Annotated in this window: 22 protein-coding genes; 5 read left to right on the top strand and 17 right to left on the bottom strand. The window is 72.6% G+C overall.

From position 1 onward, the window contains the following. Positions 1–42 precede the first annotated feature (42 nt). The 15 genes from era to hrcA form a co-directional block, all read right to left on the bottom strand. A complete protein-coding gene (era, locus tag O1G21_RS25980; protein ID WP_270147040.1) occupies positions 43–972 on the bottom strand; it encodes a GTPase Era in 930 nt (309 codons plus the stop codon). 69 nt (positions 973–1,041) lie between these two features. Then, on the bottom strand, positions 1,042–1,224 hold the full coding sequence (locus O1G21_RS25975) for a hypothetical protein (RefSeq protein WP_270147039.1): 183 nt from the start codon (positions 1,222–1,224) through the stop codon (positions 1,042–1,044). A 62-nt stretch (positions 1,225–1,286) separates the two neighbouring features. Next, entirely contained in the window at positions 1,287–1,640 is a 354-nt protein-coding gene (locus tag O1G21_RS25970) for a cytidine/deoxycytidylate deaminase family protein (protein WP_270147038.1), read from the bottom strand. 446 nt (positions 1,641–2,086) lie between these two features. Next, positions 2,087–2,638 carry a DUF4383 domain-containing protein gene (locus tag O1G21_RS25965; RefSeq protein ID WP_270147037.1) on the bottom strand — a complete coding sequence of 184 codons (552 nt, stop codon included), beginning with the start codon at positions 2,636–2,638 and terminating at the stop codon, positions 2,087–2,089. Positions 2,639–2,665: 27 nt separating this feature from the next. Further along, complete coding sequence (locus tag O1G21_RS25960; protein WP_270147036.1) at positions 2,666–2,902, bottom strand: hypothetical protein; 237 nt, start codon at positions 2,900–2,902, stop codon at positions 2,666–2,668. Positions 2,903–2,935: 33 nt separating this feature from the next. Next, positions 2,936–4,261, bottom strand: a complete 1,326-nt coding sequence (locus O1G21_RS25955) for a hemolysin family protein (protein WP_270147035.1) — start codon at positions 4,259–4,261, stop codon at positions 2,936–2,938. Between the two features lie 19 nt (positions 4,262–4,280). Then, entirely contained in the window at positions 4,281–4,775 is a 495-nt protein-coding gene (gene ybeY, locus O1G21_RS25950; protein ID WP_030061268.1) for an rRNA maturation RNase YbeY, read from the bottom strand. A 14-nt stretch (positions 4,776–4,789) separates the two neighbouring features. Next, the gene (locus tag O1G21_RS25945; protein WP_270151275.1) at positions 4,790–5,815 is read right to left on the bottom strand and encodes a PhoH family protein; all 1,026 of its coding nucleotides are present in this window, start codon (positions 5,813–5,815) and stop codon (positions 4,790–4,792) included. Positions 5,816–6,111: 296 nt separating this feature from the next. Further along, on the bottom strand, positions 6,112–7,035 hold the full coding sequence (locus O1G21_RS25940; protein ID WP_270147034.1) for a ribonuclease Z: 924 nt from the start codon (positions 7,033–7,035) through the stop codon (positions 6,112–6,114). A gap of 6 nt (positions 7,036–7,041) precedes the next feature. Continuing rightward, positions 7,042–7,395 (bottom strand): histidine triad nucleotide-binding protein, encoded by a 354-nt coding sequence (locus tag O1G21_RS25935; protein ID WP_270147033.1) that lies wholly within the window; start codon positions 7,393–7,395, stop codon positions 7,042–7,044. 47 nt (positions 7,396–7,442) lie between these two features. After that, the gene (locus O1G21_RS25930; protein ID WP_270147032.1) at positions 7,443–8,120 is read right to left on the bottom strand and encodes an RDD family protein; all 678 of its coding nucleotides are present in this window, start codon (positions 8,118–8,120) and stop codon (positions 7,443–7,445) included. Positions 8,121–8,259: 139 nt separating this feature from the next. Next, positions 8,260–11,505: a S41 family peptidase gene (locus O1G21_RS25925; RefSeq protein WP_270147031.1), complete on the bottom strand. Its 3,246-nt coding sequence runs from the start codon at positions 11,503–11,505 to the stop codon at positions 8,260–8,262. A 103-nt stretch (positions 11,506–11,608) separates the two neighbouring features. Continuing rightward, positions 11,609–12,358, bottom strand: a complete 750-nt coding sequence (locus O1G21_RS25920; RefSeq protein ID WP_270147030.1) for a 16S rRNA (uracil(1498)-N(3))-methyltransferase — start codon at positions 12,356–12,358, stop codon at positions 11,609–11,611. 81 nt (positions 12,359–12,439) lie between these two features. Beyond that, entirely contained in the window at positions 12,440–13,582 is a 1,143-nt protein-coding gene (dnaJ, locus tag O1G21_RS25915; protein ID WP_270147029.1) for a molecular chaperone DnaJ, read from the bottom strand. A gap of 74 nt (positions 13,583–13,656) precedes the next feature. Beyond that, on the bottom strand, positions 13,657–14,691 hold the full coding sequence (hrcA, locus tag O1G21_RS25910) for a heat-inducible transcriptional repressor HrcA (protein WP_270147028.1): 1,035 nt from the start codon (positions 14,689–14,691) through the stop codon (positions 13,657–13,659). A 268-nt stretch (positions 14,692–14,959) separates the two neighbouring features. Between hrcA and htpX the strand changes: the two genes are divergently transcribed. The 5 genes from htpX (at position 14,960) to O1G21_RS25885 (ending at position 18,039) form a co-directional block, all read left to right on the top strand. Then, positions 14,960–15,880, top strand: coding sequence for a zinc metalloprotease HtpX (gene htpX, locus O1G21_RS25905; RefSeq protein WP_270147027.1), 921 nt, complete (start codon positions 14,960–14,962; stop codon positions 15,878–15,880). A 28-nt stretch (positions 15,881–15,908) separates the two neighbouring features. Continuing rightward, a complete protein-coding gene (pspAB, locus tag O1G21_RS25900) occupies positions 15,909–16,493 on the top strand; it encodes a PspA-associated protein PspAB (protein ID WP_270147026.1) in 585 nt (194 codons plus the stop codon). Positions 16,494–16,517: 24 nt separating this feature from the next. Continuing rightward, positions 16,518–17,345 carry a DUF3097 domain-containing protein gene (locus O1G21_RS25895; RefSeq protein WP_270147025.1) on the top strand — a complete coding sequence of 276 codons (828 nt, stop codon included), beginning with the start codon at positions 16,518–16,520 and terminating at the stop codon, positions 17,343–17,345. A gap of 62 nt (positions 17,346–17,407) precedes the next feature. Further along, positions 17,408–17,641, top strand: coding sequence for a type II toxin-antitoxin system VapB family antitoxin (locus tag O1G21_RS25890; protein ID WP_270147024.1), 234 nt, complete (start codon positions 17,408–17,410; stop codon positions 17,639–17,641). Beyond that, positions 17,638–18,039, top strand: coding sequence for a PIN domain nuclease (locus tag O1G21_RS25885; protein ID WP_270147023.1), 402 nt, complete (start codon positions 17,638–17,640; stop codon positions 18,037–18,039). The genes O1G21_RS25890 and O1G21_RS25885 overlap by 4 nt, the downstream gene beginning before the upstream one ends. On the opposite strand, the gene hemW is transcribed toward O1G21_RS25885, so the two are convergent. Further along, positions 18,036–19,265 carry a radical SAM family heme chaperone HemW gene (hemW, locus tag O1G21_RS25880; protein WP_270147022.1) on the bottom strand — a complete coding sequence of 410 codons (1,230 nt, stop codon included), beginning with the start codon at positions 19,263–19,265 and terminating at the stop codon, positions 18,036–18,038. The two genes, O1G21_RS25885 and hemW, sit on opposite strands and share 4 nt — an antisense overlap. A 57-nt stretch (positions 19,266–19,322) precedes the next feature. After that, positions 19,323–21,245 (bottom strand): AMP-dependent synthetase/ligase, encoded by a 1,923-nt coding sequence (locus O1G21_RS25875; protein ID WP_270147021.1) that lies wholly within the window; start codon positions 21,243–21,245, stop codon positions 19,323–19,325. Positions 21,246–21,531 lie beyond the last annotated feature (286 nt).

Genomic DNA, 21,531 nt, shown 5'->3' with positions numbered 1-21,531 from the left:
CGCAGGTCGTCGGAAGCTCGCCGGAAGCCCGTCAGAAGCTCGTCAGAAGCCGAGCTTGCGCAGCTGCTTGGGGTCGCGCTGCCAGTCCTTGGCCACCTTGACGTGCAGGTCCAGGTAGACCGGCGTGCCGAGCAGCGCCTCGATGTGCTTGCGGGCGGTGGTGCCGACGTGCTTGAGCCGCGAGCCCTTGGCGCCGATCACGATCGCCTTCTGGCTCTGCCGCTCGATGTAGACGTTGGCGTGGATGTCCAGCAGCGGGCGGTCCGCCGGGCGGCCCTCGCGCGGCAGCATCTCCTCGACCACGACGGCCAGCGAGTGCGGCAGTTCGTCCCGCACGCCCTCCAGGGCGGCCTCGCGGATCAGCTCGGCGACCATGATCTGCTCGGGCTCGTCGGTGAGGTCGCCGTCCGGGTAGAGCTGGTCGCCCTCGGGCAGCAGCTTGGTGAGCAGGTCGGCGACCAGTTCCACCTGCTTGTCGCCGACGGCGGAGACCGGGATGATCTCGGCCCACTCGAAGCCCAGCTCGACGCCGAGCTGCTGGATGGCGATCAGCTGCTCGGCCAGCCGCTTGGAGTCGACCAGGTCGGTCTTGGTGACGATGGCGACCTTGGGGGTCTTCTTGATCCCGGCGATCTCCTTGGCGATGAACTTGTCGCCGGGGCCGATCTTCTGGTCGGCGGGCAGGCAGAAGCCGATCACGTCGACCTCGGCCCAGGTGGTGCGGACCAGGTCGTTGAGGCGTTCGCCGAGCAGGGTGCGGGGCTTGTGCAGACCGGGGGTGTCGACCAGCACGAGCTGGGCGTCCGGGCGGTGCACGATGCCGCGCACGGTGTGCCGGGTGGTCTGCGGGCGGTCGGAGGTGATCGCGACCTTCGTCCCCACCAGGGCGTTGGTCAGGGTCGACTTGCCCGCGTTGGGACGGCCGACGAAGCACGCGAACCCGGAGCGGTACGAGGAGGAAGGGGCATTCATGGGCTCCATTCTCCCTGATCACCGGAGCCGCGCCGTCCGCGCCGTCCCGGGCCGGTGGTCACGGCCGGCTCAGCCCTTGTCGCCGCCCCGTCCGACCAGTGAGAAGACCACCAGCAGCAGCAGGAAGACGAGCGAGCCCCAGAGCCAGTAGACCGTGCCGGTCTCCTGCCACTTGCCCATCCCCATCACGAACAGCACCAGCCCGGCGACGAACGCCCACGCCCCCATGCCCCAGCCCCTCACCGAGTCCACTCCCCCGGTGAGGTTATCGGCTCAACGCCGCAAGGGCCGTAGGACGGCCCCGCGGCGGCCCCTCAGCGGGCCTCGGCCGACACCCGCAGCGTCCCGTCCGGACCGGCCAGCAGCACCGGCGTCCCGGCCCCGCCCAGGTCCCGCACGGCCGCCAGGTCGGTCTCGGCCGGCTGCTCGGCCTCGCTCACCACGGCAGCCGCCTCCAGCGACTTCGCACCGCTGGCCACCGCCATCGCCACCGCCGTCTGCAGCGCGCTCAGCTCCAGTGACGCCAGCGAGACCGTCCCGGCGACGTAGGTGCGGCCGGTCTCGTCACGCACCGCGGCCCCCTCGGGCACGCCGTTGCGGGCGCGGGCCGAGCGGGCCAGGGTGATGATCTTCTTGTCTTCGGGGTCGAGTTCGACGATGTCACTCATGCCGCCGAGCATAGGCGGCCCGCTCACCCGCCGAGCGGGCGAGCACCCGCCCCGAGCCCCTTTGGCCGCCGAGCGGGCGAGCACCCGCCCCGAGCCGAAGGGGCGCGCCGGTGTCGAAAGGGAGAAGCGACCAGCGAGGAACGAGCGCCGGAGCGCCGACCGTCGGCACCGGGCCGGAGCGCCCCGGAGGCGAGCGGGCGAGCACCCGCCCCGAGCCGAAGGGGCGCGCCGGTGTCGAAAGGGAGAAGCGACCAGCGAGGAACGAGCGCCGGAGCGCCGACCGTCGGCACCGGGCCGGAGCGCCCCGGAGGCGAGCGGGCGAGCACCCGCCCCGAGCCGAAGGGGCGCGCCGGTGTCGAAAGGGAGAAGCGACCAGCGAGGAACGAGCGCCGGAGCGCCGACCGTCGGCACCGGGCCGGAGCGCCCCGGAGGCGAGCGGGCGAGTATCAGTGGCCGACCGGGTGGGTGCGCCCCGGGTTCGGGTTGAGCACCTTGACGAAGGTCTTCGCGGCCCCGGACGGCAGCGGCTCCTCCTGCGAGATCCGCTTGCGCCAGAACGGGTTGTCGTGCGGCAGGTGGCTGCTCACCCGGCCGTACATCCCGAAGGTGGTCAGGACGATCCCGAAGACGAACGCGAACAGCACGTTCGACATCCGGAAGTTGAGGATGTTCGCCTCCGGCCGCCCGAGCACCGTCAGTCCGTAGAAGCCGGACAGGACGAACAGCACACCGACCACCATGTTGAGGTTGGACGCGAAGTTCCCGCCGATCACGGCGCCGAGCAGCAGGATCGCACCCACCACGATGGACAGGACGCTCAGCGCCCCGTCGGTCGACAGCCCGGCGATCCGCTCACCGTGGGTGCCCAGGAACCCCGGGTGGTTCGCCAGCCCCAGGGACCCGAACACGATCAGGAAGATCCCCCCGAACCCCGCCCCGACCCGCCACACCAGGGCGAGCCGGCGATCGACGGTCGGCAGTTCGTCTTGCAGCTTCATGGCGACCTCCAGCGAGCTCCGGGCTCCCTAGCTGTACGGATGGCTCCCCTGCAGATGCGGCGTCTCGTGCATGTACAGCGAGCCGCACTGCTGGCAGCAACGCAGCCCGGTGCCCCACTCCTGCTCGGGCCGCGTCTCGGCGTCGTCGGGCATGGTCCGGCCGCAGAGCGCCGTCGACAGGTCCTCGTCCCGCACCACGTGCCAGGACTTGACCCCGCCGGCCGCCCCCTGCGGGCCGTACTCCGCGCGCAGTTTGTGCGTCATGCCCTCCATCGTCGCTCGGCGACCGCGCACCCGCTACTCGCCCGGGGCCTGCCCGGACGCCTCCGCCCCGCGCACCGGCGAGGCGACCATCGAGCCGATCCGGTTGCGGCGCCCGGCCGAGGACTCGGCGGTCAGCAGGATGCCGGTCAGGCCGTCCGCGACCGGCTCGGGCAGCGGGATCCGGCAGGAGGAGCCGGGGATCGGCACCCGGCCGAGGTGCTTGGCCAGCAGGCCGCCGACGGTCTCGACGTCCTCGTCCTCCAGCTCGATGCCGAACAGCTCGCCCAGGTCCTCCACCAGCAGCCGGGCGGTGATCCGGTACGAGCCGTCGCCGAGGTCCTCGATCGGCGCGATCTCCCGGTCGTACTCGTCGGTGATCTCGCCGACGATCTCCTCCAGGATGTCCTCGATGGTGACCAGCCCCGCCGTGCCGCCGTACTCGTCGATCACGATCGCGACGTGCGAGCGGCGCTGCTGCATCTCGCGCAGCAGGTCGCCGGCCGGCTTGGAGTCCGGGACGAACACGGCCGGGCGCATCACCGCGCCGACCTCCTCGGCCTCCGCCTCGCGGTTGATGTGGGTGCGGCGCACCAGGTCCTTGAGGTAGACGATGCCGACCACGTCGTCCTCGTTGTCGCCGACCACCGGGATCCGTGAGAAGCCCGAGCGCAGCGCCAGGGTGAGCGCCTGCCGGACGGTCTTGTGCCGCTCGATCATCACCAGGTCGGTGCGCGGCACCATCACCTCGCGCACGATGGTGTCGCCCAGCTCGAAGACCGAGTGCACCATCCGGCGCTCCTCGTCCTCGATCAGGTCGTCCTTCTCCGCGAGGTCGACCAGCGCCCGCAGCTCCGCCTCGGAGGCGAACGGCCCCTCCCGGTAGCCCTTGCCCGGGGTCAGCGCGTTGCCGAGCAGGATCAGCAGCCGCGGGATCGGGCCGAGCACCGCGGCCAGCGGCAGCAGCACGAAGGAGGCGGCGGTCGCGGTGGAGATCGGGTGCTGGCGCCCGATCGTGCGCGGCGAGACGCCCACCGCGACGAAGGACACCAGCACCATCACGCCGAAGGCCAGCAGCACGGCCTGCCAGGTCGGGTGGATGTTGCGCACGCACACCGCGGTGACCAGCACCGCCGCCGCCATCTCGCTGGCCACCCGGATCAGGGTCGCCAGGTTGAGGTAGCGGAACGGGTCGGAGGCGACGGCCAGCAGCCGCGCGGAGCCGCGCCGCCCGTTCCGTACCGCCTCCTCCGCCCGGAACCGGGAGACCCGCGAGATGCCCGCCTCGGCACACGCGGCCAGCCAGCCGAGCACGACCAGCGCCACGGCACCGAGGATGAAGCTCGTACTCTCACCGCTCACAGGAGTTCGGGCCCCGCGCTCAGTGGGTGGTGGGGGCCGGCGAGATGCCGCCGAGGCCGCGGCCGGCCCGCCAGTCGTCCAGGATGCGCTTCTGGAGGGCGAACATCTCCTCTTCCTCCTCCGGCTCCTCGTGGTCGTAGCCGAGGACGTGCAGTACGCCGTGGACGGTGAGCAGCTGCAGCTCCTCGTCCATCGAGTGCTTGGAGGGGGCCGCCTTGCCCTGCTGCTCGGCGACCTCGGGGCAGAGCACGATGTCGCCGAGCAGGCCCTGCGGCAGCTCCTCGCCCTCCTTGCCGGGACGCAGCTCGTCCATCGGGAACGACATCACGTCGGTCGGGCCGGGCAGGTCCATCCACTGGATGTGCAGCTCCTCCATCGCCGCACCGTCCACCAGGATCACGGACAGTTCGGACTGCGGGTGGATCCGCATCTTGTCCAGGGCGAAGCGGGCGACGTCGAGGATGGCTTCCTCATCGGCGTCCCAGCCGGACTCGTTGGCGATGTCGATCGACATGACGGGCTGTGTGCTCAGCTTTCGGTGCGATGGGACTGTCGGGGTGCGCGCGCCGCGGCGGTCTTGCCGAGGCGCCGCTGGGCGGGCTTGCGGGCGGCCGGGGCGTTCTCCTCGGCCTCCTGCCGCGCGTCCCAGCGCTCGTAGGCGTCCACGATCCGGCCGACCAGCTTGTGGCGGACCACGTCGTTGCTGGTGAGGACGGAGAAGTGGATGTCCGGGACGTCGGCCAGGATCTCCTGGACGACCTTGAGCCCGCTGCGGGTGCCGCCCGGGAGGTCGATCTGGCTGGTGTCGCCGGTGACCACCACCCGGGAGTTGAACCCGAGGCGGGTGAGGAACATCTTCATCTGCTCGGGCGAGGTGTTCTGGGCCTCGTCGAGGATGATGAAGGCGTCATTGAGCGTACGGCCGCGCATGTACGCGAGCGGGGCGACCTCGATGGTGCCGGCCGCCATCAGGCGCGGGATGGAGTCCGGGTCCATCATGTCGTGCAGCGCGTCGTACAGCGGGCGCAGGTACGGGTCGATCTTCTCGTAGAGGGTGCCGGGCAGGAAGCCCAGCCGCTCGCCCGCCTCGACCGCCGGGCGGGTCAGGATGATCCGGTTGACCTCCTTGGCCTGCAGGGCCTGGACGGCCTTGGCCATCGCCAGGTAGGTCTTGCCGGTGCCGGCCGGGCCGAGGCCGAAGACGATCGTGTGCTTGTCGATCGCCTCGACGTAGCGCTGCTGGTTGAGCGTCTTGGGGCGGATCGTGCGACCCCGGTTGGACAGGATGTTCGCGGTGAACACCTGGGACGGCGCCGGGCTGTCCGGGTCCTCCTCGCGAAGCATGGCGATGGAGCGCTCCACGGAGTCCTCCGTCAGGGGCTGGCCGGTGCGCAGCACCAGCATCATCTCGTTGAAGAGCTTCTGCACGAGCGCGACCTCGGCACGCGTCCCGGTGGCGGTCACCTCGTTGCCGCGGACGTGGATGTCGGCGGCGGGGAAGCCCTTCTCGATCACGCGCAGCAGCGAGTCCGCCGTGCCGAGCAGGGTGACCATCGGGTGCTTCTCGGGGATGACGATCCGGGCGCTCACCCGGCCGTCGTCGGCCGGTTCCGGGCGCGACTGCCCGTCGGTACGGGTCTGCGATGTGTCACTCATAGGTCGGCGCTGGGGCCTGCCTCATCCCATCCGTGGTGTCGTGTGCCGCTCGGTCTCCGGGGCACCAGGGTACGCCGCGAGCGTGATCGCTGCGGCGGGCGGCGGGGCCGCACCCGACGATGCTGCGGCAGATCGCGGGGCGGCGCGAACCCTTTTTCCGTGGGGCTTCTTCCCGCGTCGGCCTTCCGCACCGGTCACGGGTGGCGGCGGGCCGGGACGGGCACCCGGGCGAGGTCCTCGGCGAGCACCAGTTCCCCGTCGAAGTGCTTGCGGGCGTCGGCCAGGTGCTGGCTCAGGTCCGGGTAGCGCTGGGAGAAGTGGGTCAGCACCAGGGTGCGCACCCCGGCCTCGGCGGCGGCCTTGGCGGCCTGGCCGGCGGTGAGGTGGCCGTGGTCGTCGGCGAGCTGGGCGTCGGCGTCGGTGAAGGTCGCCTCGACCACCAGCAGGTCGGCGCCCTCGGCGAGTTGGTGCACCCCCTCGCACAGCCGGGTGTCCATCACGAAGGCGAACTTCTGGCCCGGCCGCGGCTCGCTGACCTCGTCCAGGGTGACCGTGCGGCCGTCCACCTCGATCGCGCCCTCGTGCTGGAGTCGGCCGACGGCCGGGCCGTACACGCCGAACGCGGCGAGCCGCTCGGGCACCAGCCGGCGGCCGTCCGGCTCGGACAACCGGTAGCCGAAGGACTCCACCGGGTGGTCGAGGCGGACCGCGTCCAGCGCGAAGCGGGCGCCGGGCGCGGGCAGCGGGCCCGGCTCGTCGATCGGCCGGGGCCGCAGCACGGCCGTCTCGTGGTAGGCGGTGGCGTGCCGCAGCCGCTCGAAGTAGACCTCGCCGGAGGCCGGGAAGTAGACGTCCACCGGGTGCGGGACCCGGTCAAGGTTGATCCGCTGGATCACCCCGGCGAGGCCCAGGCAGTGGTCGCCGTGGAAGTGGGTCACCGCGATCCGGGTGATCTGGGTGGCCGAGACCCCGGCGTGCAGCATCTGCCGCTGGGTGCCCTCGCCGGGGTCGAACAGCAGGCCCTCGCCGTCCCAGCGCAGCAGGTAGCCGTTGTGGTTGCGGTGCCGGGTGGGCACCTGGCTGGCGGTGCCGAGGACGACGAGTTCGCGCTGGGACACCTGGGATCAGACCATGCGCTCGGTCATCGACTTGCCGCCGAGCACGTGCACGTGGGCGTGGAAGACGGTCTGCCCGGCGCCCGCACCGGTGTTGAAGATCAGCCGGTAGTCCTCGAGGCCCTCGTCCCTGGCCACCGCGCCCGCCTCGGCGAGCAGTTCGCCGGCGATCTCCGGCTCGGCGGCGGCCAGCGCCGCGGCGTTCGGGTAGTGGACGTGCGGGATGACCAGGACGTGCACCGGGGCCTTGGGGGCGATGTCACGGAAGGCGAGGATGCGCTCGGTCTTGCGCACCACGGTCGCCGGGATCTCGCCCGCCACGATCTTGCAGAACAGGCAGTCGGGCTGCGGCTCGCCGGCCATCGGCTTCTCCTCGCTTCAGTGGTTTCGTGGGGCCGTACGGGCGCAGCCTAGCCGAGCCACGCGACCGCCTGCTGGTACTCCTGCAGGTGCTTCCAGCGCACCGAGCGCATCCCGACGATGTCCCCCTCGGACACGTCGAAGTCCTCGGATATGAGGACCACCGCGAGGTAGACGAAGCCGAGCAGCCAACGACGGGTCAGCCGCCACGTGTTGGGGCGCATCACGCGCTTGCGGCGCACCACCCGCATGGCCAGGATCCCCTTGCCCACGCTGAAGCCGGTCAGCCGGGCGAGCACCACCTGGTTGAGGAAGGAGACGAGCAGGCTCACTCCCAGGAACGCCACCCAGAACGGCACCACCGGGCTCTGGACGGCGGCGTGGCCGACCGCGTGCACGACGGGCTTCGCGTGCTTCGCGGTGTTGTCGTCGGCGATGGCGGCGGCGAAGCCGAGGCCGAAGGCGAGGGCGAAGTCCAGCACGATCGCCAGGAACCGCCGCCCGGCGTACGCCTCCGGCGGGCACGGCGGCAGCGCGGGCTGCGCCTGCGGCTGGTACGGCTGCTGCTGGTACGGCGGTTGCTGGCCCTGCGGCGGGTACGGGCTCTGCGGGTACGGCTGCGGCGGCTGGCCGTACGGCTGCGGCGGCTGGGCGTACGGGCCCTGCCCGTACGGGTTCGGCCCGTAGCCGTTCTGCGGGTACTGCGGCGGCGGATATCCCTGCGCCATGGAGTGCTCCCCCGTGAGCTGTCGATCAGATCGAGATCGCGATCAAGAACAGCCCCGCATCCTACCCACGCCGCGGAGCGGGAGGTCGGGCCCGCCGACCTGCCGCTCCGCGACCGCGCCTCCCCGACGGAGACGGGTCCTACGCCCAGGGCGCCGCCGGTGCCGTGCGGGCCGGGGTCGCGGCCAGGGCGGCGAGGGCGATCCGCACGCCCTCGACCAGCTGCGGGTCCTCGCCGGCCGCCCGCTGGTGCGGGGCGATCGGCACCTCGACGTCCGGGTCGACGCCGTGGTTCTCCACGCCCCAGCCGTACTTCTCCAGCCAGAACGCGTACTTGGGCTGGGTGACCAGGGTCCCGTCGACCAGCCGGTAGCGGCTGTCGATGCCGATCACCCCGCCCCAGGTGCGGGTGCCGACCACCGGGCCGATCCCGAGCGCCTGGATCGCGGCGTTGACGGTGTCGCCGTCCGAGCCGGAGAACTCGTCGGCCAGCGCGACCACCGGTCCGCGCGGGGCGTCGGCCGGGTAGGGCATCGGGTGGGCGACGTCCCGGGCGAAGTCCCAGCCGACGATCCGGCGGGCCAGCTTCTCGATCACCAGCTGGGAGAGGTGGCCGCCGCGGTTCTCCCGGACGTCGACGATCACCCCCTCCTTGGCCATCTCGGTGGTCAGGTCGCGGTGCAGCTGGGCCCAGCCGGCCGACTGCATGTCGGGGATGTGCAGGTAGCCCAGCCGCCCGCCGGACAGCTCGCGCACGGCGGCCCGCCGCCCGGCCACCCAGTCGTGGTAGCGCAGCGGTTCCTCGTCGGCGAGCGGGACGACCACCGGATGACGCCGGTCGGTGCCGTCCTTGCCGACCACGGTCAGCTCGACCGGCTGCCCGGCGGTGCCGGCCAGCAGCGGCGCCGGGCCGGTGACCGGGTCCACCCGGCGCCCGTTGACGGCGAGCACCGCGTCGCCCGGGCGGATCGCCGCGCCGGGGGCGGCCAGCGGCGAGCGGGCCCGGGGGTCGGAGGACTCGCCGGGCAGGATGCGGGCGACCCGCCACCGCTCGCCGTCCTTGACCAGGTCGGCGCCCAGCAGCCCCTGCCGGCGGGCGGGCTCGGTGGGCCGGCCGTACGGGAGCACGTAGGCGTGCGAGGTGCCGAGTTCGCCGTGCACCTCCCAGAGCAGGTCGACCAGTTCGTCGTGCGAGCCGATCCGCTCGACCAGTGGGCGGTAGCGCTCCAGCACGCCCGCCCAGTCGAGGCCGCCGAGGTCCGGGTGCCAGAAGTTGTCGCGCATCAGGCGGCCGTTCTCGTCGTACATCTGGCGCCACTCGGCGGCCGGGTCGACGGTCACCCGCAGCCGGGTGAGGTCGACGGCGGTCTCGTCGTCCTCGCCGCCCGCCTTGTGGTCGGCCGGGACGATCCGCAGCTCGCCCTCGTCCAGCACGGCGACCCGGGTGCCGTCCCCGCTGACCGCGAAGTCGTCCAGGCCGTGCACCAGTTGCTCGGCGCGGCGGCGCTTCAGGTCGAACCGCTCCAGCACCGGCCGGGGCCGCTCGTCGTCCAACGAGGCCGCGTCGTCGCCGAGTTCGCCGAGCAGCGGGGAACGGGTCCACAGCACGCCGTCCTTGGCGGCGCGCAGCCGGCCGAAGCGGCCCCCCTCGACCGGGAAGGGCACGATCCGGTCGGCGATGCCGTCCAGGTCGACCCTGGTCACCGGCGGGGCGTCGGCCTCGCCGTCCTCCTTCCTGCCGCGCGGCTCGTCCTCCTCCCCGCCGAGCGGGCGCCCGGCCCGCTGCGGCCCGAACGGCGAGGGCGTGTCGGCGGCCAGCGTGATCAGGTACGGGCGGCAGCCACCCGGGAAGGCCATGTCGAAGCCGTGCGAGTCGTACACCGGGTCGAAGTTGCGCACCGACAGGAAGGCCAGGTGGCGGCCGTCCGCGGTGAAGGCCGGCGAGGTGTCGAAGAAGCGCGGCTGGGTGGCCTCGCTGACGGTGCGGGTGGCCAGGTCGGCCAGCACGATGTGGCGCAGCGAGAACGGGCCGAGGCCGTGCACCGGGCGGGACCAGGCCAGCCAGGCCGAGTCCGGGCTGAAGGTCAGCCCGCTGACCTCACCGTCCTGGCTGCGGGCCAGCTCGTGCACGGCGCCGTCGGCGAGCGCCACCAGCAGCACCCGGCCGTCGTGCACGCCGAGCGCGGCCTGCCGGCCGTCCGGGGAGACGGCCAGCGAGTTGACCCGGCCGAGCCGCCCGGCCGCCAGCCGGCGGCGCGCGGCGCCGTCCACGGCGGGCGCGAACTCCAACGCGTCCTCGCCCTCGGCGTCGGAGACCCACAGCACGCCCTGGGCGCCGTCCTCCCCCGGCACCACCCGGGCCAGCCGCCCGCGCACGCCCGGCGTCTCGTCCAGCACCCGGGCCGGGCCCTCCCGGTGGGTCAGCCAGTGCACGCTGCCGCGCACCACCACGGCGGAGGCCCGGCCGGTGCGGTCGGGGACGGCGGTCTCCAGCCAGTGCCCGGCGTGGACCGGGCGGGGGCGGCGGCCGGTGCGCGGGCCGGCCAGCCGGACATCCAGGCGGCGCGGCGCGGCGCCCTCCAGATCGTCCACCAGCCAGAGGTCACCGGCCCGGTGGAAGACCACCCGGGTGCCGTCGGTGCTGGCGTTGCGGGCGTAGAAGCCGTCCGGGTCGGTGCTGTGGCGGCGCAGGTCGGAACCGTCCGGGCGGCTGGAGTACAGCTCGCCGACGCCCTCGTGGTCGGACAGGAACCCGATCCGGCCGCCCTCCGCCCCCGCCCCGGCGACCCACAGCGGCGAGCCGAGCTGACCGTCCAACTCCTCGTGGATCCGGACGAATTCGTCCCGGCCCAGCCACAACTTGCCCGCCCGGCCGCCCCGGTAGCGCTTCCACCAGGCCGGCTCGCGGGTGTTGGCGCTGACCAGCAGCACCCGGTCGCCGTCCGGTTCGAAGGCCAGCCCGCCGACCAGCCCGTACGGCAGCCGCTGGGCCTCGCCGCCGTCCAGCGGCACGGCGTAGGCGTGGGTGCGGCGCAGGGTGGCCTCGCCCGCGGTGGTGGCGGCGATCGGGCGCCCGTCCGCCGTCCAGCCGTGCACCTGGGTCTGCTGGCTGCCCCAGTACGTCAGCCGCCGGGACGGACCGCCGTCCACCGGCACCACGTGCACCTCGGGGGCGCCGTCCCGAGTGGAGGTGAAGGCGATGTGCCGCCCGTCCGGGGCGAACCGGGGGTGGTGCACCGGCAGGTGATCGGCCGTCAGCCGCCAGGCCCGGCCGCCGTCCAGCGGGGCGAGCCACAGGTCGTCCTCGGCGACGAAGGTGACCAGGTCACCGTGCAGATGGGGGTGGCGCGGATAGGCGCCCGCAGAGGTGCTCAGGGAGTCCGTCACCCGGTCAGCGTAGGCAGGTACGGGTAGGAGCCGCTCCGGTTTTCCGACACTCCCGGCGGGCGCACGGGAGTTGCGCCGGGCGGCCGGACCGGCCGGACGAGCCCTACGCCCAGCGGCCGGTGCGCCCCAGCAGCAGCGCCCCGGCGGCCACCCCGGCGGTGGAGGTGCGCAGCACCGACGGGCCCAGCCGGTACGGCTGGGCACCCGCCTCGGCGAAGGCGGCCAGTTCCTCCGGGGAGACCCCGCCCTCCGGGCCGACCACCAGCACGATGTCCCCGGCGGCGGGCAGCGCGGTCTGCGCCAGCGGCTCGGCGCCCTCCTCGTGCAGCACCGCCGCGAGGGAGGCCTGGGCCAGCAGCGGCGCCAGCTGGCGGGTGGTCATCAGCTCGCGCACCTCGGGGAAGCGCAGCCGGCGGGACTGCTTGCCCGCCTCCCGGGCGGTGGCCCGCCACTTGGCGAGCGCCTTGGCGCCGCGCTCGCCCTTCCACTGGGTGATGCAGCGGGAGGCGGCCCAGGGGATCACCACGTCCACGCCGACCTCGGTCATGGTCTCCACGGCCAGCTCGCCGCGGTCGCCCTTGGGCAGCGCCTGGACGACCACGATCCGCGGCGCCGGCTCCGGCTCCCGCCGCACGACGGCCACCGTGACGTCGATCGCGTCCTTGCCGAGCACCTCGGCGACCGTCCCGTCCACCCCGAGGCCCAGCCCGTCCGCCAGGGTCACCGCCTCGCCGGCCGTCAGCCGCTTCACCGCCGCCGCGTGCCGCCCCTCCGCCCCGTCGAGCCGCACCACGGCCCCGGGCGCGGCGGCGGCGATCCGCTCGGTCTCGACGACGAAGACGGGGGCGGTCATGACGGGGAACCTCCAGGGAAAGGGACGGGGGGACACGAAAGGGGTGCCGGGGAACTGCCCCCGGCACCCCTTCCCGGACGACTACCGGCCGTTGAAGGCGTCCTTCAGGCGCGAGAACAGGCCCTGCTGGCCCGGCGCGAACTGGCCGGACGGCCGCTCCTCGCCGCGCAGCATGGAGAGCCGGCGCAGCAGCTCCTCCTGCTCGGCGTCGAGCTTGGTGGGCGTCTGCACCTCGACGTGCACTATCAGGTCGCCCCGGCCGCCCCCGCGCAGGTGGGTGATGCCCCGGCCGTGCAGCGGGATCGACTGGCCGGACTGGGTGCCGGGCCGGATGTCGACCTCCTCCAGCCCGTCCAGGGTCTGCAGCGGCACCTGGGTGCCGAGCGCGGCGGCCGTCATCGGGATGGTGACGGTGCAGTGCAGGTCGTCCCCGCGCCGCTGGAAGACGCTGTGGGTGGTCTCGGCGATCTCGACGTACAGGTCGCCGGCCGGGCCGCCGCCGGGGCCGACCTCGCCCTCGCCGGCCAGCTGGATCCGGGTGCCGTTGTCCACACCGGCCGGGATCTTGACCGTCAGGGTGCGGCGGGCCCGCACCCGGCCGTCGCCGGCGCACTCGGGGCACGGGGTCGGCACGACGGTGCCGAAGCCCTGGCACTGCGGGCACGGGCGGGAGGTCATGACCTGGCCCAGGAAGGAGCGGGTGACCTGGGAGACCTCGCCCTTGCCGCGGCACATGTCGCAGGTCTGGGCGGAGGTGCCGGGGGCCGCGCCCTCGCCGCTGCAGGTGGTGCAGGTGACGGCGGTGTCGACCTGGAGTTCCTTGGTGGTGCCGAAGGCGGCCTCCTCCAGGGTGATCTCCAGCCGGATCATGGCGTCCTGGCCGCGGCGGGTGCGCGAGCGCGGGCCGCGCTGGCCGGCCGCGGCGCCGAAGAAGGCGTCCATGATGTCGGAGAAGCCGAAGCCCGCCGCGCCGGCGCCGAAGCCGCCCGCGCCACCGCCGCCGCCGGGCGACAGCGGGTCGCCGCCGAGGTCGTAGACCTGGCGCTTCTGCGGATCGGAGAGCACCTCGTAGGCGGCGTTGATCTCCTTGAACCGCTCCTGCGTCTTCGGGTCCGGGTTGACGTCCGGGTGCAGTTCGCGTGCCAGGCGCCGGAACGCCTTCTTGATCTCGTCCTGCCCCGCATCCCGTCGGACGCCGAGTACCGCGTAGTAGTCCGTGGCCACCAAATGCTCCGCTTGTTCCGCCTGTAGTAGTGCGACTGGACATCGCCGCCGGAATTCCCGACGGCGGTTGCTTGCTACGACTCGGCCAGGATCTGGCCCACGTACCGTGCCACCGCTCGCACCGCCCCCATTGTGCCCGGGTAGTCCATCCGGGTCGGACCGATCACACCCAGTTTGGCCACGCTCTCGTCGCCCGAACCGTAGCCGACCGAAACGACCGAGGTGGAATTCAGCCCTTCGTACGCGTTCTCCCGCCCGATCCGGACCGTCATCGCGGCGTCCGTGGTCTCACCCAGGAGGCGGAGCAGGACGACCTGCTCCTCCAGGGCCTCCAGCACCGGCTGGATGGTGAGCGGGAAGTCGTGCCCGAAGCGGGTCAGGTTGGCCGTGCCGGCCAGCATGATCCGCTCCTCGTTCTGTTCGGCGAGCGCCTCGAACAGCGTGGCCAGGACCGTGCTGACGGTCGGCTGGTCGATCTGCTCGAAGGTCGCCGGCAGCTCCTCCAGCAGACCGGGGACGTCCGGCAGCCGCTGGCCGGCCGCCCGCGCGTTGATCCGCGCCCGCAGGTCCGCCAGGACCGTCTCGCCGACCGTGCCCGGGCAGTCGATCATCCGCTGCTCGACCCGGCCGGTGTTGGTGATCAGCACCAGCATCACCTTGGCCGGGGCCAGCGCCACCAGCTCGATGTGCCGGACGGTGGATCGGGTGAGCGAGGGGTACTGCACCACGGCGACCTGCCGGGTCAGCTGGGCGAGCAGCCGCACCGTGCGCCTGACCACGTCGTCCAGGTCGACGGCGCCTTCCAGGAAGTGCCGGATCGCCCGGCGCTCCGGGGAGCTCATCGGCTTGACCTCGGCGAGCTTGTCGACGAACAGCCGGTAGCCCTTGTCGGTGGGGATGCGCCCGGCGCTGGTGTGCGGCTGGTGGATGTACCCCTCCTCCTCCAGCGCCGCCATGTCGTTGCGCACCGTGGCCGGGGACACCCCGAGGTTGTGCCGCTCCACCAGCGCCTTGGAGCCGACCGGCTCCTCGGTGCCCACGTAGTCCTGGACGATCGCGCGGAGCACGGCGAGCTTGCGGTCGTCCAGCTGGCGGACCTCACCGGCCATGGGGCACGCACCTCCGTCTTCGCACGTTGTCCGTCTGTGATGCTGCGAGCCGCTCCGGGGAGGGCCCCGATCCTGGCACTCTGCACGTACGAGTGCCAAAACCGTACCTGCCAGTGTACGGCCCGGGTCCTACCGCAGGAACGGCCCGGCCGGGGTGATCCTGCCCGCAGTTCCGGACGGCCGCCACGACACTCCGCGTGCGGGGGGTGGTGCCCCGGGGCCGTCCGGGTGGCAGCATCGAAAGCGACGGCGAACGGAGGAGCAAGAGATGTCGAGCTCGGGCCAGCACACCCGTTTCGCGCCCGACCGCGGCCTGACCAGCCGCATGGTCGCGACGATGTTCGTGATCGGGCTGCTGTACGTCGGTTTCACGGGCCTGCTGATCGCGCTGCTGCGCGGGGCCTGGCCGCTGATCGTGCTGATCTCCGGCGGGCTGTTCGTGGCCCAGTTCTGGTTCAGCGACAAGATCACCGAACGGGCCATGGGCGCCCGCCCGGTGACCGAGGAGCAGTACCCCCAGCTGCACGGCACGATCGACCGGCTCTGCGCCCTGGCCGACATGCCCAAGCCCCGCGTGGCCGTCGCCGACAACGACATGCCGAACGCCTTCGCCACCGGCCGCAACCCGCAGAACGCCGTGGTGTGCGTGACCACCGGCCTGCTGCGCCGGCTCGAACCGGAGGAACTCGAGGGCGTCCTGGCGCACGAGCTGTCGCACGTCGCCCACCGGGACGTCGCGGTGATGACCATCGCCGGCTTCCTCGGCGTGCTCGCCGGGGCGATGACCCGGATCGCCATGTACGGCGGGTTCATGGGCGGCGGCCGCAACAACAACGACCAGAACGCGGCCATCGCGGCGCTGATCATCCCGCTGGTGTCGATGGTCGTCTACGCGATCAGCTTCCTGCTCACCCGGCTGCTCTCCCGCTACCGCGAGCTGGCCGCCGACCGGGCCGCCGCCCAGCTCACCGGCCGGCCCAGCGCCCTGGCCTCCGCCCTCACCAAGGTGACCGGGCAGATCGCGGCCATCCCCACCGAGGACCTGCGCCGCTCCCAGCCCTACAACGCCTTCTACTTCGCCCCCGCGCTGAGCGCCCGGGAGACCGCCTCCCAGCTGTTCTCCACCCATCCGACGCTGGAGAAGCGACTGGCCCAGCTGGCGAAGATCTCCGCGCAGCTCGGCCGCTGATCGACCTCCCCGACCCGAAAGGCCCGCCGTGGGATTCCTGGACGCCCTGTTCGGCCGCACCAAGCCCGTCAAGCCCGACCTCGACCAGCTGTTCGGCGTGCCGTCCGCCGCACTCACCCTGGAGGCCGCGGCCGGGTTCCTGCCCACCGGGCTCGGCTCGGTCTGCTTCGCGGCCGTCGAGGGCGCGGCCTTCGTCCAGGTGGAGCAGCAGGTCCGAGCGCTGCTCGACGCCGACACCGAGCGCGGCGGCGTCCCGGTGGAGGCCTCCAAGGACGGCTACGGCTACTCCTGGCTGCTCGCCCGGCACACCCCCGAGGAACTCCCGGAGCTGGTCAACGACCTGCACGCGGTCAACAGCGAGCTGGAGGCCAACGGCTTCGGCCCCCAGCTGCTCTGCTCACTGGTGGGCTTCCGCAATCCGGAGGGGCAGTCGCTGGCCCTGGTCTACCTCTACAAGCGCGGCACCTTCTACCCCTTCGCCCCGATGCCCGGCGGCGGGGAGCGGCGCAACAGTCCGCTGGAGCTGCAGGTCAACGCGATGCTGGGGAACGACCTGCGGCTGGAGAAGGACCTGAGCCGCTGGTTCCCGGTCTGGGGCGCGCCGGGCCTCTGACGGGCCGTCCGTATAGTCGCCTCCATGCGCAGCCACCAGTACGGACCCGACCTCACCCCGCCGTGGAAGAAGCAGCAGCCGGCACCCGAGGTGCCGGCCGAGCGGGATCTGGTGGTCGAGGAGGTGGCCACCGGCTTCTGCGGGGCGGTGGTGCGCTGCGAGAAGACCGCCGAGGGCTTCACCGTCACCCTGGAGGACCGTTTCGGCAAGCACCGGGTCTTCCCGATGGTCCCGCGCGGCTTCCTGCTGGAGGGCAGGGTCGTGACCCTGGTCCGCCCGACCGCCCCGGCCACGCCCCGCGCCCCGGGGCGTACGGCCTCCGGCTCCATCGCCGTCCCCGGCGTCCGCGCCCGGGTCGCCCGCGAGTCCCGGATCTACGTCGAGGGCCGGCACGACGCCGAACTGGTCGAGCGGGTCTGGGGCGACGACCTGCGCATCGAGGGCGTCGTCGTCGAGTACCTCCAGGGCATCGACGACCTCCCCGCGATCGTCGCCGACTTCGCCCCCGGCCCGGGACGGCGCCTCGGCGTCCTGGTCGACCACCTGCTCCCGGGAACGAAGGAACACCGCATCGCCGCCCAGGTCACCGGCGACTCGGTCCTGGTCGTCGGCCACCCCTACATCGACATCTGGCAGGCCGTGAAGCCGTCCTCCGTCGACATCCCCGCCTGGCCCGCCGTCCCGAGGGGAGAGGACTGGAAGGAGGGCACCTGCCGCCGCCTCGGCTGGCCGGTGGACACCCCGGCCGCCTGGAAGCACATCCTGTCGAAGGTCGACAGCTACAAGGACTTGGAGCCCGAACTGCTCGGCCGAGTGGAAGAGTTGATCGACTTCGCCACTTTGGCCGATTGATCCGCGAGTGGCGTATATCCTGATACGGAAACGGATATACGCCACTGGTCTCGGAGGCTCGGATGTCCCGCACTGTGATTGACCTCGATGACGAGGCCCTCGCCGACGCAGCGCGCTTCCTCGGCACCACGACCAAGAAGGACACCGTCAACGCCGCCCTCCGGGAGATAGCGGATCGGCGGCGGCGTGCGGCGGCGCTCGCCCGGATGCGGGAGATGGTGGCCGAGGGCAAGATCGACTTCTCGGTCATCGGCTACCCGGACGAGCCTGAGCGGCCTGCGAGGCCGGCCGCGTGACCGAGGAATTCCTGATCGACACCAGCGCACTGGTGCGGTTGATGCGCGGCCGGGCTGGATCGGCCTGGGACGAGACGGTCAACGCCGGGCTGGTGTTGCTGTGCGAGCCGGTCCGCCAGGAGTACCTACGAGCGGTCGGTGGCCGGGCGGACTACTTCGAGGCGGCCGGCCTGCTGCGCGAGCTCTTCCCGTATCAGCACCTTCGGGACAACGCCTGGCAGGAGGCCGCCGAACTCCAGGAGCGGCTGGCACAGTCGGGTCGGCACCAATGCGCGAGCCCGGTGGACCTGCTGGTCGCGGTCACGGCGGCGCAGCACAAACTCACCGTGCTGCACCTGGATGCCGACTTCGAGACGATCGCCGAACTCACCGGCCAGGTTGTGCGCCGGATCTGCTAATCCACCAGATCCCGCACCACGGCATCCGCCAGCAGCCGGCCCTGGAGGGTCAGGGCAGCGCGGCCCTGTTCGTACGGCTCGGGGGCGAGGAGGCCGTCGGAGAGGGCCTTGGCGGCGGCCTTGCGGCCCGTCTCGGTCAGCAGGTCGAGCGGGACGCCGTCGACCAGGCGCAGTTCCAGCAGGATGCGCTCGACCCGGCGGTCCTCGTCGCCGAGCACCTCGCGGCCCAGGGCCGGGGTGCGGCCCTCGGCGAGGGACTGGGCGTAGGCGGCGGGGTGCTTGGCGTTCCACCAGCGGACGCCGCCGACGTGGCTGTGGGCGCCGGGGCCGGCGCCCCACCAGTCGGCGCCGGTCCAGTAGAGCTCGTTGTGGCGGCAGCGGCCCTCGGGGGTGGTGGCCCAGTTGGAGACCTCGTACCAGGAGTAGCCGGCCGCGCCGAGCGCCTGCTCGGCGATGAGGTAGCGGTCGGCGTGGACGTCGTCGTCGATCATCGGCAGTTCGCCGCGCTTGACCCGGGCGGCGAGCCGGGTGCCCTCCTCGACGATCAGGGAGTACGCGGAGACGTGGTCCGGGCCGGCGCCGATCGCGGCGTCCAGGGAGGCCCGCCAGTCGTCGTCGGACTCACCGGGGGTGCCGTAGATCAGGTCGAGGTTGACGTGCTCGAAGCCGGCCGCGCGGGCCTCGGCCACGCAGGCCTCGGGGCGGCCCGGGGTGTGGTGGCGGTCGAGCAGTCGGAGCACGTGCGGGCGGGCGCTCTGCATGCCGAAGGAGATCCGGTTGTAGCCGCCCTCGCGCAGTTCGGCCAGGTACGCCGGGTCGACGGACTCCGGGTTGGCCTCGGTGGTGACCTCGGCGTCCGGGGCGAGCCCGAACTCCTCGCGCAGCGCGGCGAGCATCTTCACCAGGTCGCGGGCCGGCAGCAGGGTGGGGGTGCCGCCGCCGAGGAACACCGTCCGCACCGGCAGGTCCGTGTCGCCCAGCACCTTCCGGGCCAGCCGGATCTCGGCGACCACGTTGTCCGCGTACGTCTCCTGCGAGGCGACCGCCCCGGAGGAGCGCAGCTCGGTGGCGGTGTAGGTGTTGAAGTCGCAGTAGCCGCAGCGGCTGGCGCAGTACGGCACGTGCAGGTAGAAGCCGAACGGCCGCGAGCCCAGCCCGGCGAGGGCGTGCGCGGGCAGGGAACCGTCGGACGGCACCGGTTCGCCGTCGGGGAGTGCGGAGGGCATGACCCCATTGTCCCGTACGGCCCGCGAAACCCGGCGCGGACCGTACGGGAACCGGGATCAGGCCTCGTTGGCGCCCGCGTACATGGCCGCCACGGCGTCCGCGTAGGTCCGCTCGACCACCGGGCGCTTGATCTTCAGGCTGGGGGTGAGCTCGCCGTGCTCGACGTCGAGGTCGCGCGGCAGCAGGTGGAACTTCTTGATCGTCTGCCAGCGCTGGAGGTCGGCGTTGACCCGCTTGACGAAGCCCTCGACCAGCTGGTGCACGGCCGGCTCGGCGGCCAGCTCGGCGTAGCTCTTCCCGGCCAGGCCGCGCTCGGCGGCCCACGGCAGCAGCACCGCCTCGTCCAGGCTGATCAGCGCGGTGCAGTAGTTGCGGCCGTTGCCGATCACCAGGATGTTGCTGGCGAACGGGCAGACCGCCTTGAACTTGCCCTCGACCTCGCTGGGCGCCACGTACTTGCCGCCGGAGGTCTTGAACAGGTCCTTCTTGCGGTCGGTGATCCGCAGGAAGCCGTCGGGGCTCAGCTCGCCGATGTCCTCGGTGTGGAACCAGCCGTCCGGCTCCAGCACCTCGGCGGTCTTCTCCGGCAGGTTGTGGTAGCCGCGCATGACGCCGGGGCCGCGCAGCAGGATCTCGCCGTCCTCGGCGATCCGCACCTCGGTGCCGGGCAGCGGGCGGCCGACCGTGCCGATCCGCACGTCCTCCTTGCGGTTGACGCAGGAGCCGGCGCTGGTCTCGCTCAGCCCGTAGCCCTCCAGGATCGGCACGCCCGCGCCGAGGAAGAAGTAGCCGATCTCGGGGGCGAGCGCGGCGCTGCCGGAGACGGCGCCGCGCAGCCGGCCGCCGAAGGCCGCCCGGATCTTCGCGTACACCAGCTTGTCGGCCAGCGCGTGCTGCAGCCGCAGGCCGAGCGGGGCCCTCTCGACGCCGGTGGCGATCCGGCTCTCCTGGACCACCCGGGCGTACTCGCGGGCGACCTGGGCGGCCCACAGGAAGATCTTGTACTTGGCGCCGCCCTCGGCCCGGGCCCGGCCGGCGATGCCGTTGTAGACCTTCTCGAAGATGCGCGGCGCCGAGGCCATCACGGTGGGCCTGATGGCCGGCAGGTTGTGGATGATCCGGTCCACCCGGCCGTCCACCGCCATCACGTGGCCGGTGGCGATCTGGCCGGAGATCAGGGTCTTGCCGAAGACGTGCGACAGCGGCAGCCACATGAACTGGACGTCGTCGGGGCCGAGCAGGCCACTGGCCTCCTGGGCCCTGCCCTCGTACGCCCAGCAGTCGTGCACCAGGCGCACGCCCTTGGGGCGGCCGGTGGTGCCGGAGGTGTAGATGAGGGTGGCCAGCTGCTCCTTGTCGAGCGCGGCCACCGCCTTCTCGACCGCGTCCGGGTACTGCTCCAGGTACTCGGCGCCGCGCCGTTCCAGCTCGGCGAGGGTGATCAGGTCCAGCCCGGCGGTGTCGGGGGCCTCGGCGGGCTCGTCGAAGAGGATCACGGTGCGCAGCTCGGGCAGCTGCTCGATGTGCTCGACGGCCTTGGCCAGCTGGGCGGCGTTCTCGGCGAACATGGCCCGGGAGCCCGAGTTGGAGAGGATGAAGGCCGTCTCGTCCGCGTTGGTGCTCGGGTAGACCGTGGTGATGGCCGCGCCCGCGCACATGGCGCCCATGTCGGTGAGGATCCACTCGAGCCGGGTGGAGGAGGCCAGCGCGACCCGGTCCTCCGGCTGGATGCCCAGCGCCATCAGGCCGGCGGCCACCGCCTTGACCCGGACCGCGGTCTGCGCCCAGGTGAGCGAGCGCCACTGCTCGGCGCCCGGCGCGCCGTCCGCGGCCTGCTCGTCGACCGAGGCGGGGTAGCGGTAGGCCTCATGGTTCGGGGTGGCGGCGACGCGTTCCAGGAACAGGTGGGCGACGGAGGCGGGACGCCCGGCCACGATGTCGGCTTTGCCGGAGTCGATCAGGGACTGCGCGGAACTCAACGAGGACCTCCGGGGGCGGGTGGCCGTCTGAGGGATTGTCGCGGCGTCCGTGGGGGCGGCCGCCGGGCCCCGGTCCAGCTGGACGGCGGGTGGTACCGGTCAGTAACAAGGGCTCAGTCAGCAGCCTAGGGGGAAACCGGTCATTCCGTAAGGGGGCGGATCCAGCTGACACCCCGCCGCACGGCAATTGGCAAAGGCCCGGCAAACCTCAGCCGGACAGCCGCCGAATCGTCTGTGCGACGCCACCGAACAACGAGAATTGGGGTGCGAACCCGACCGGCGACGA

Origin of the sequence: Kitasatospora cathayae (genome assembly GCF_027627435.1) — a bacterium.
Taxonomy (GTDB): domain Bacteria; phylum Actinomycetota; class Actinomycetes; order Streptomycetales; family Streptomycetaceae; genus Kitasatospora; species Kitasatospora cathayae.
Note: the sequence above shows the minus strand (reverse complement) of the source record. Positions and strands in the feature narration are given on the sequence as shown.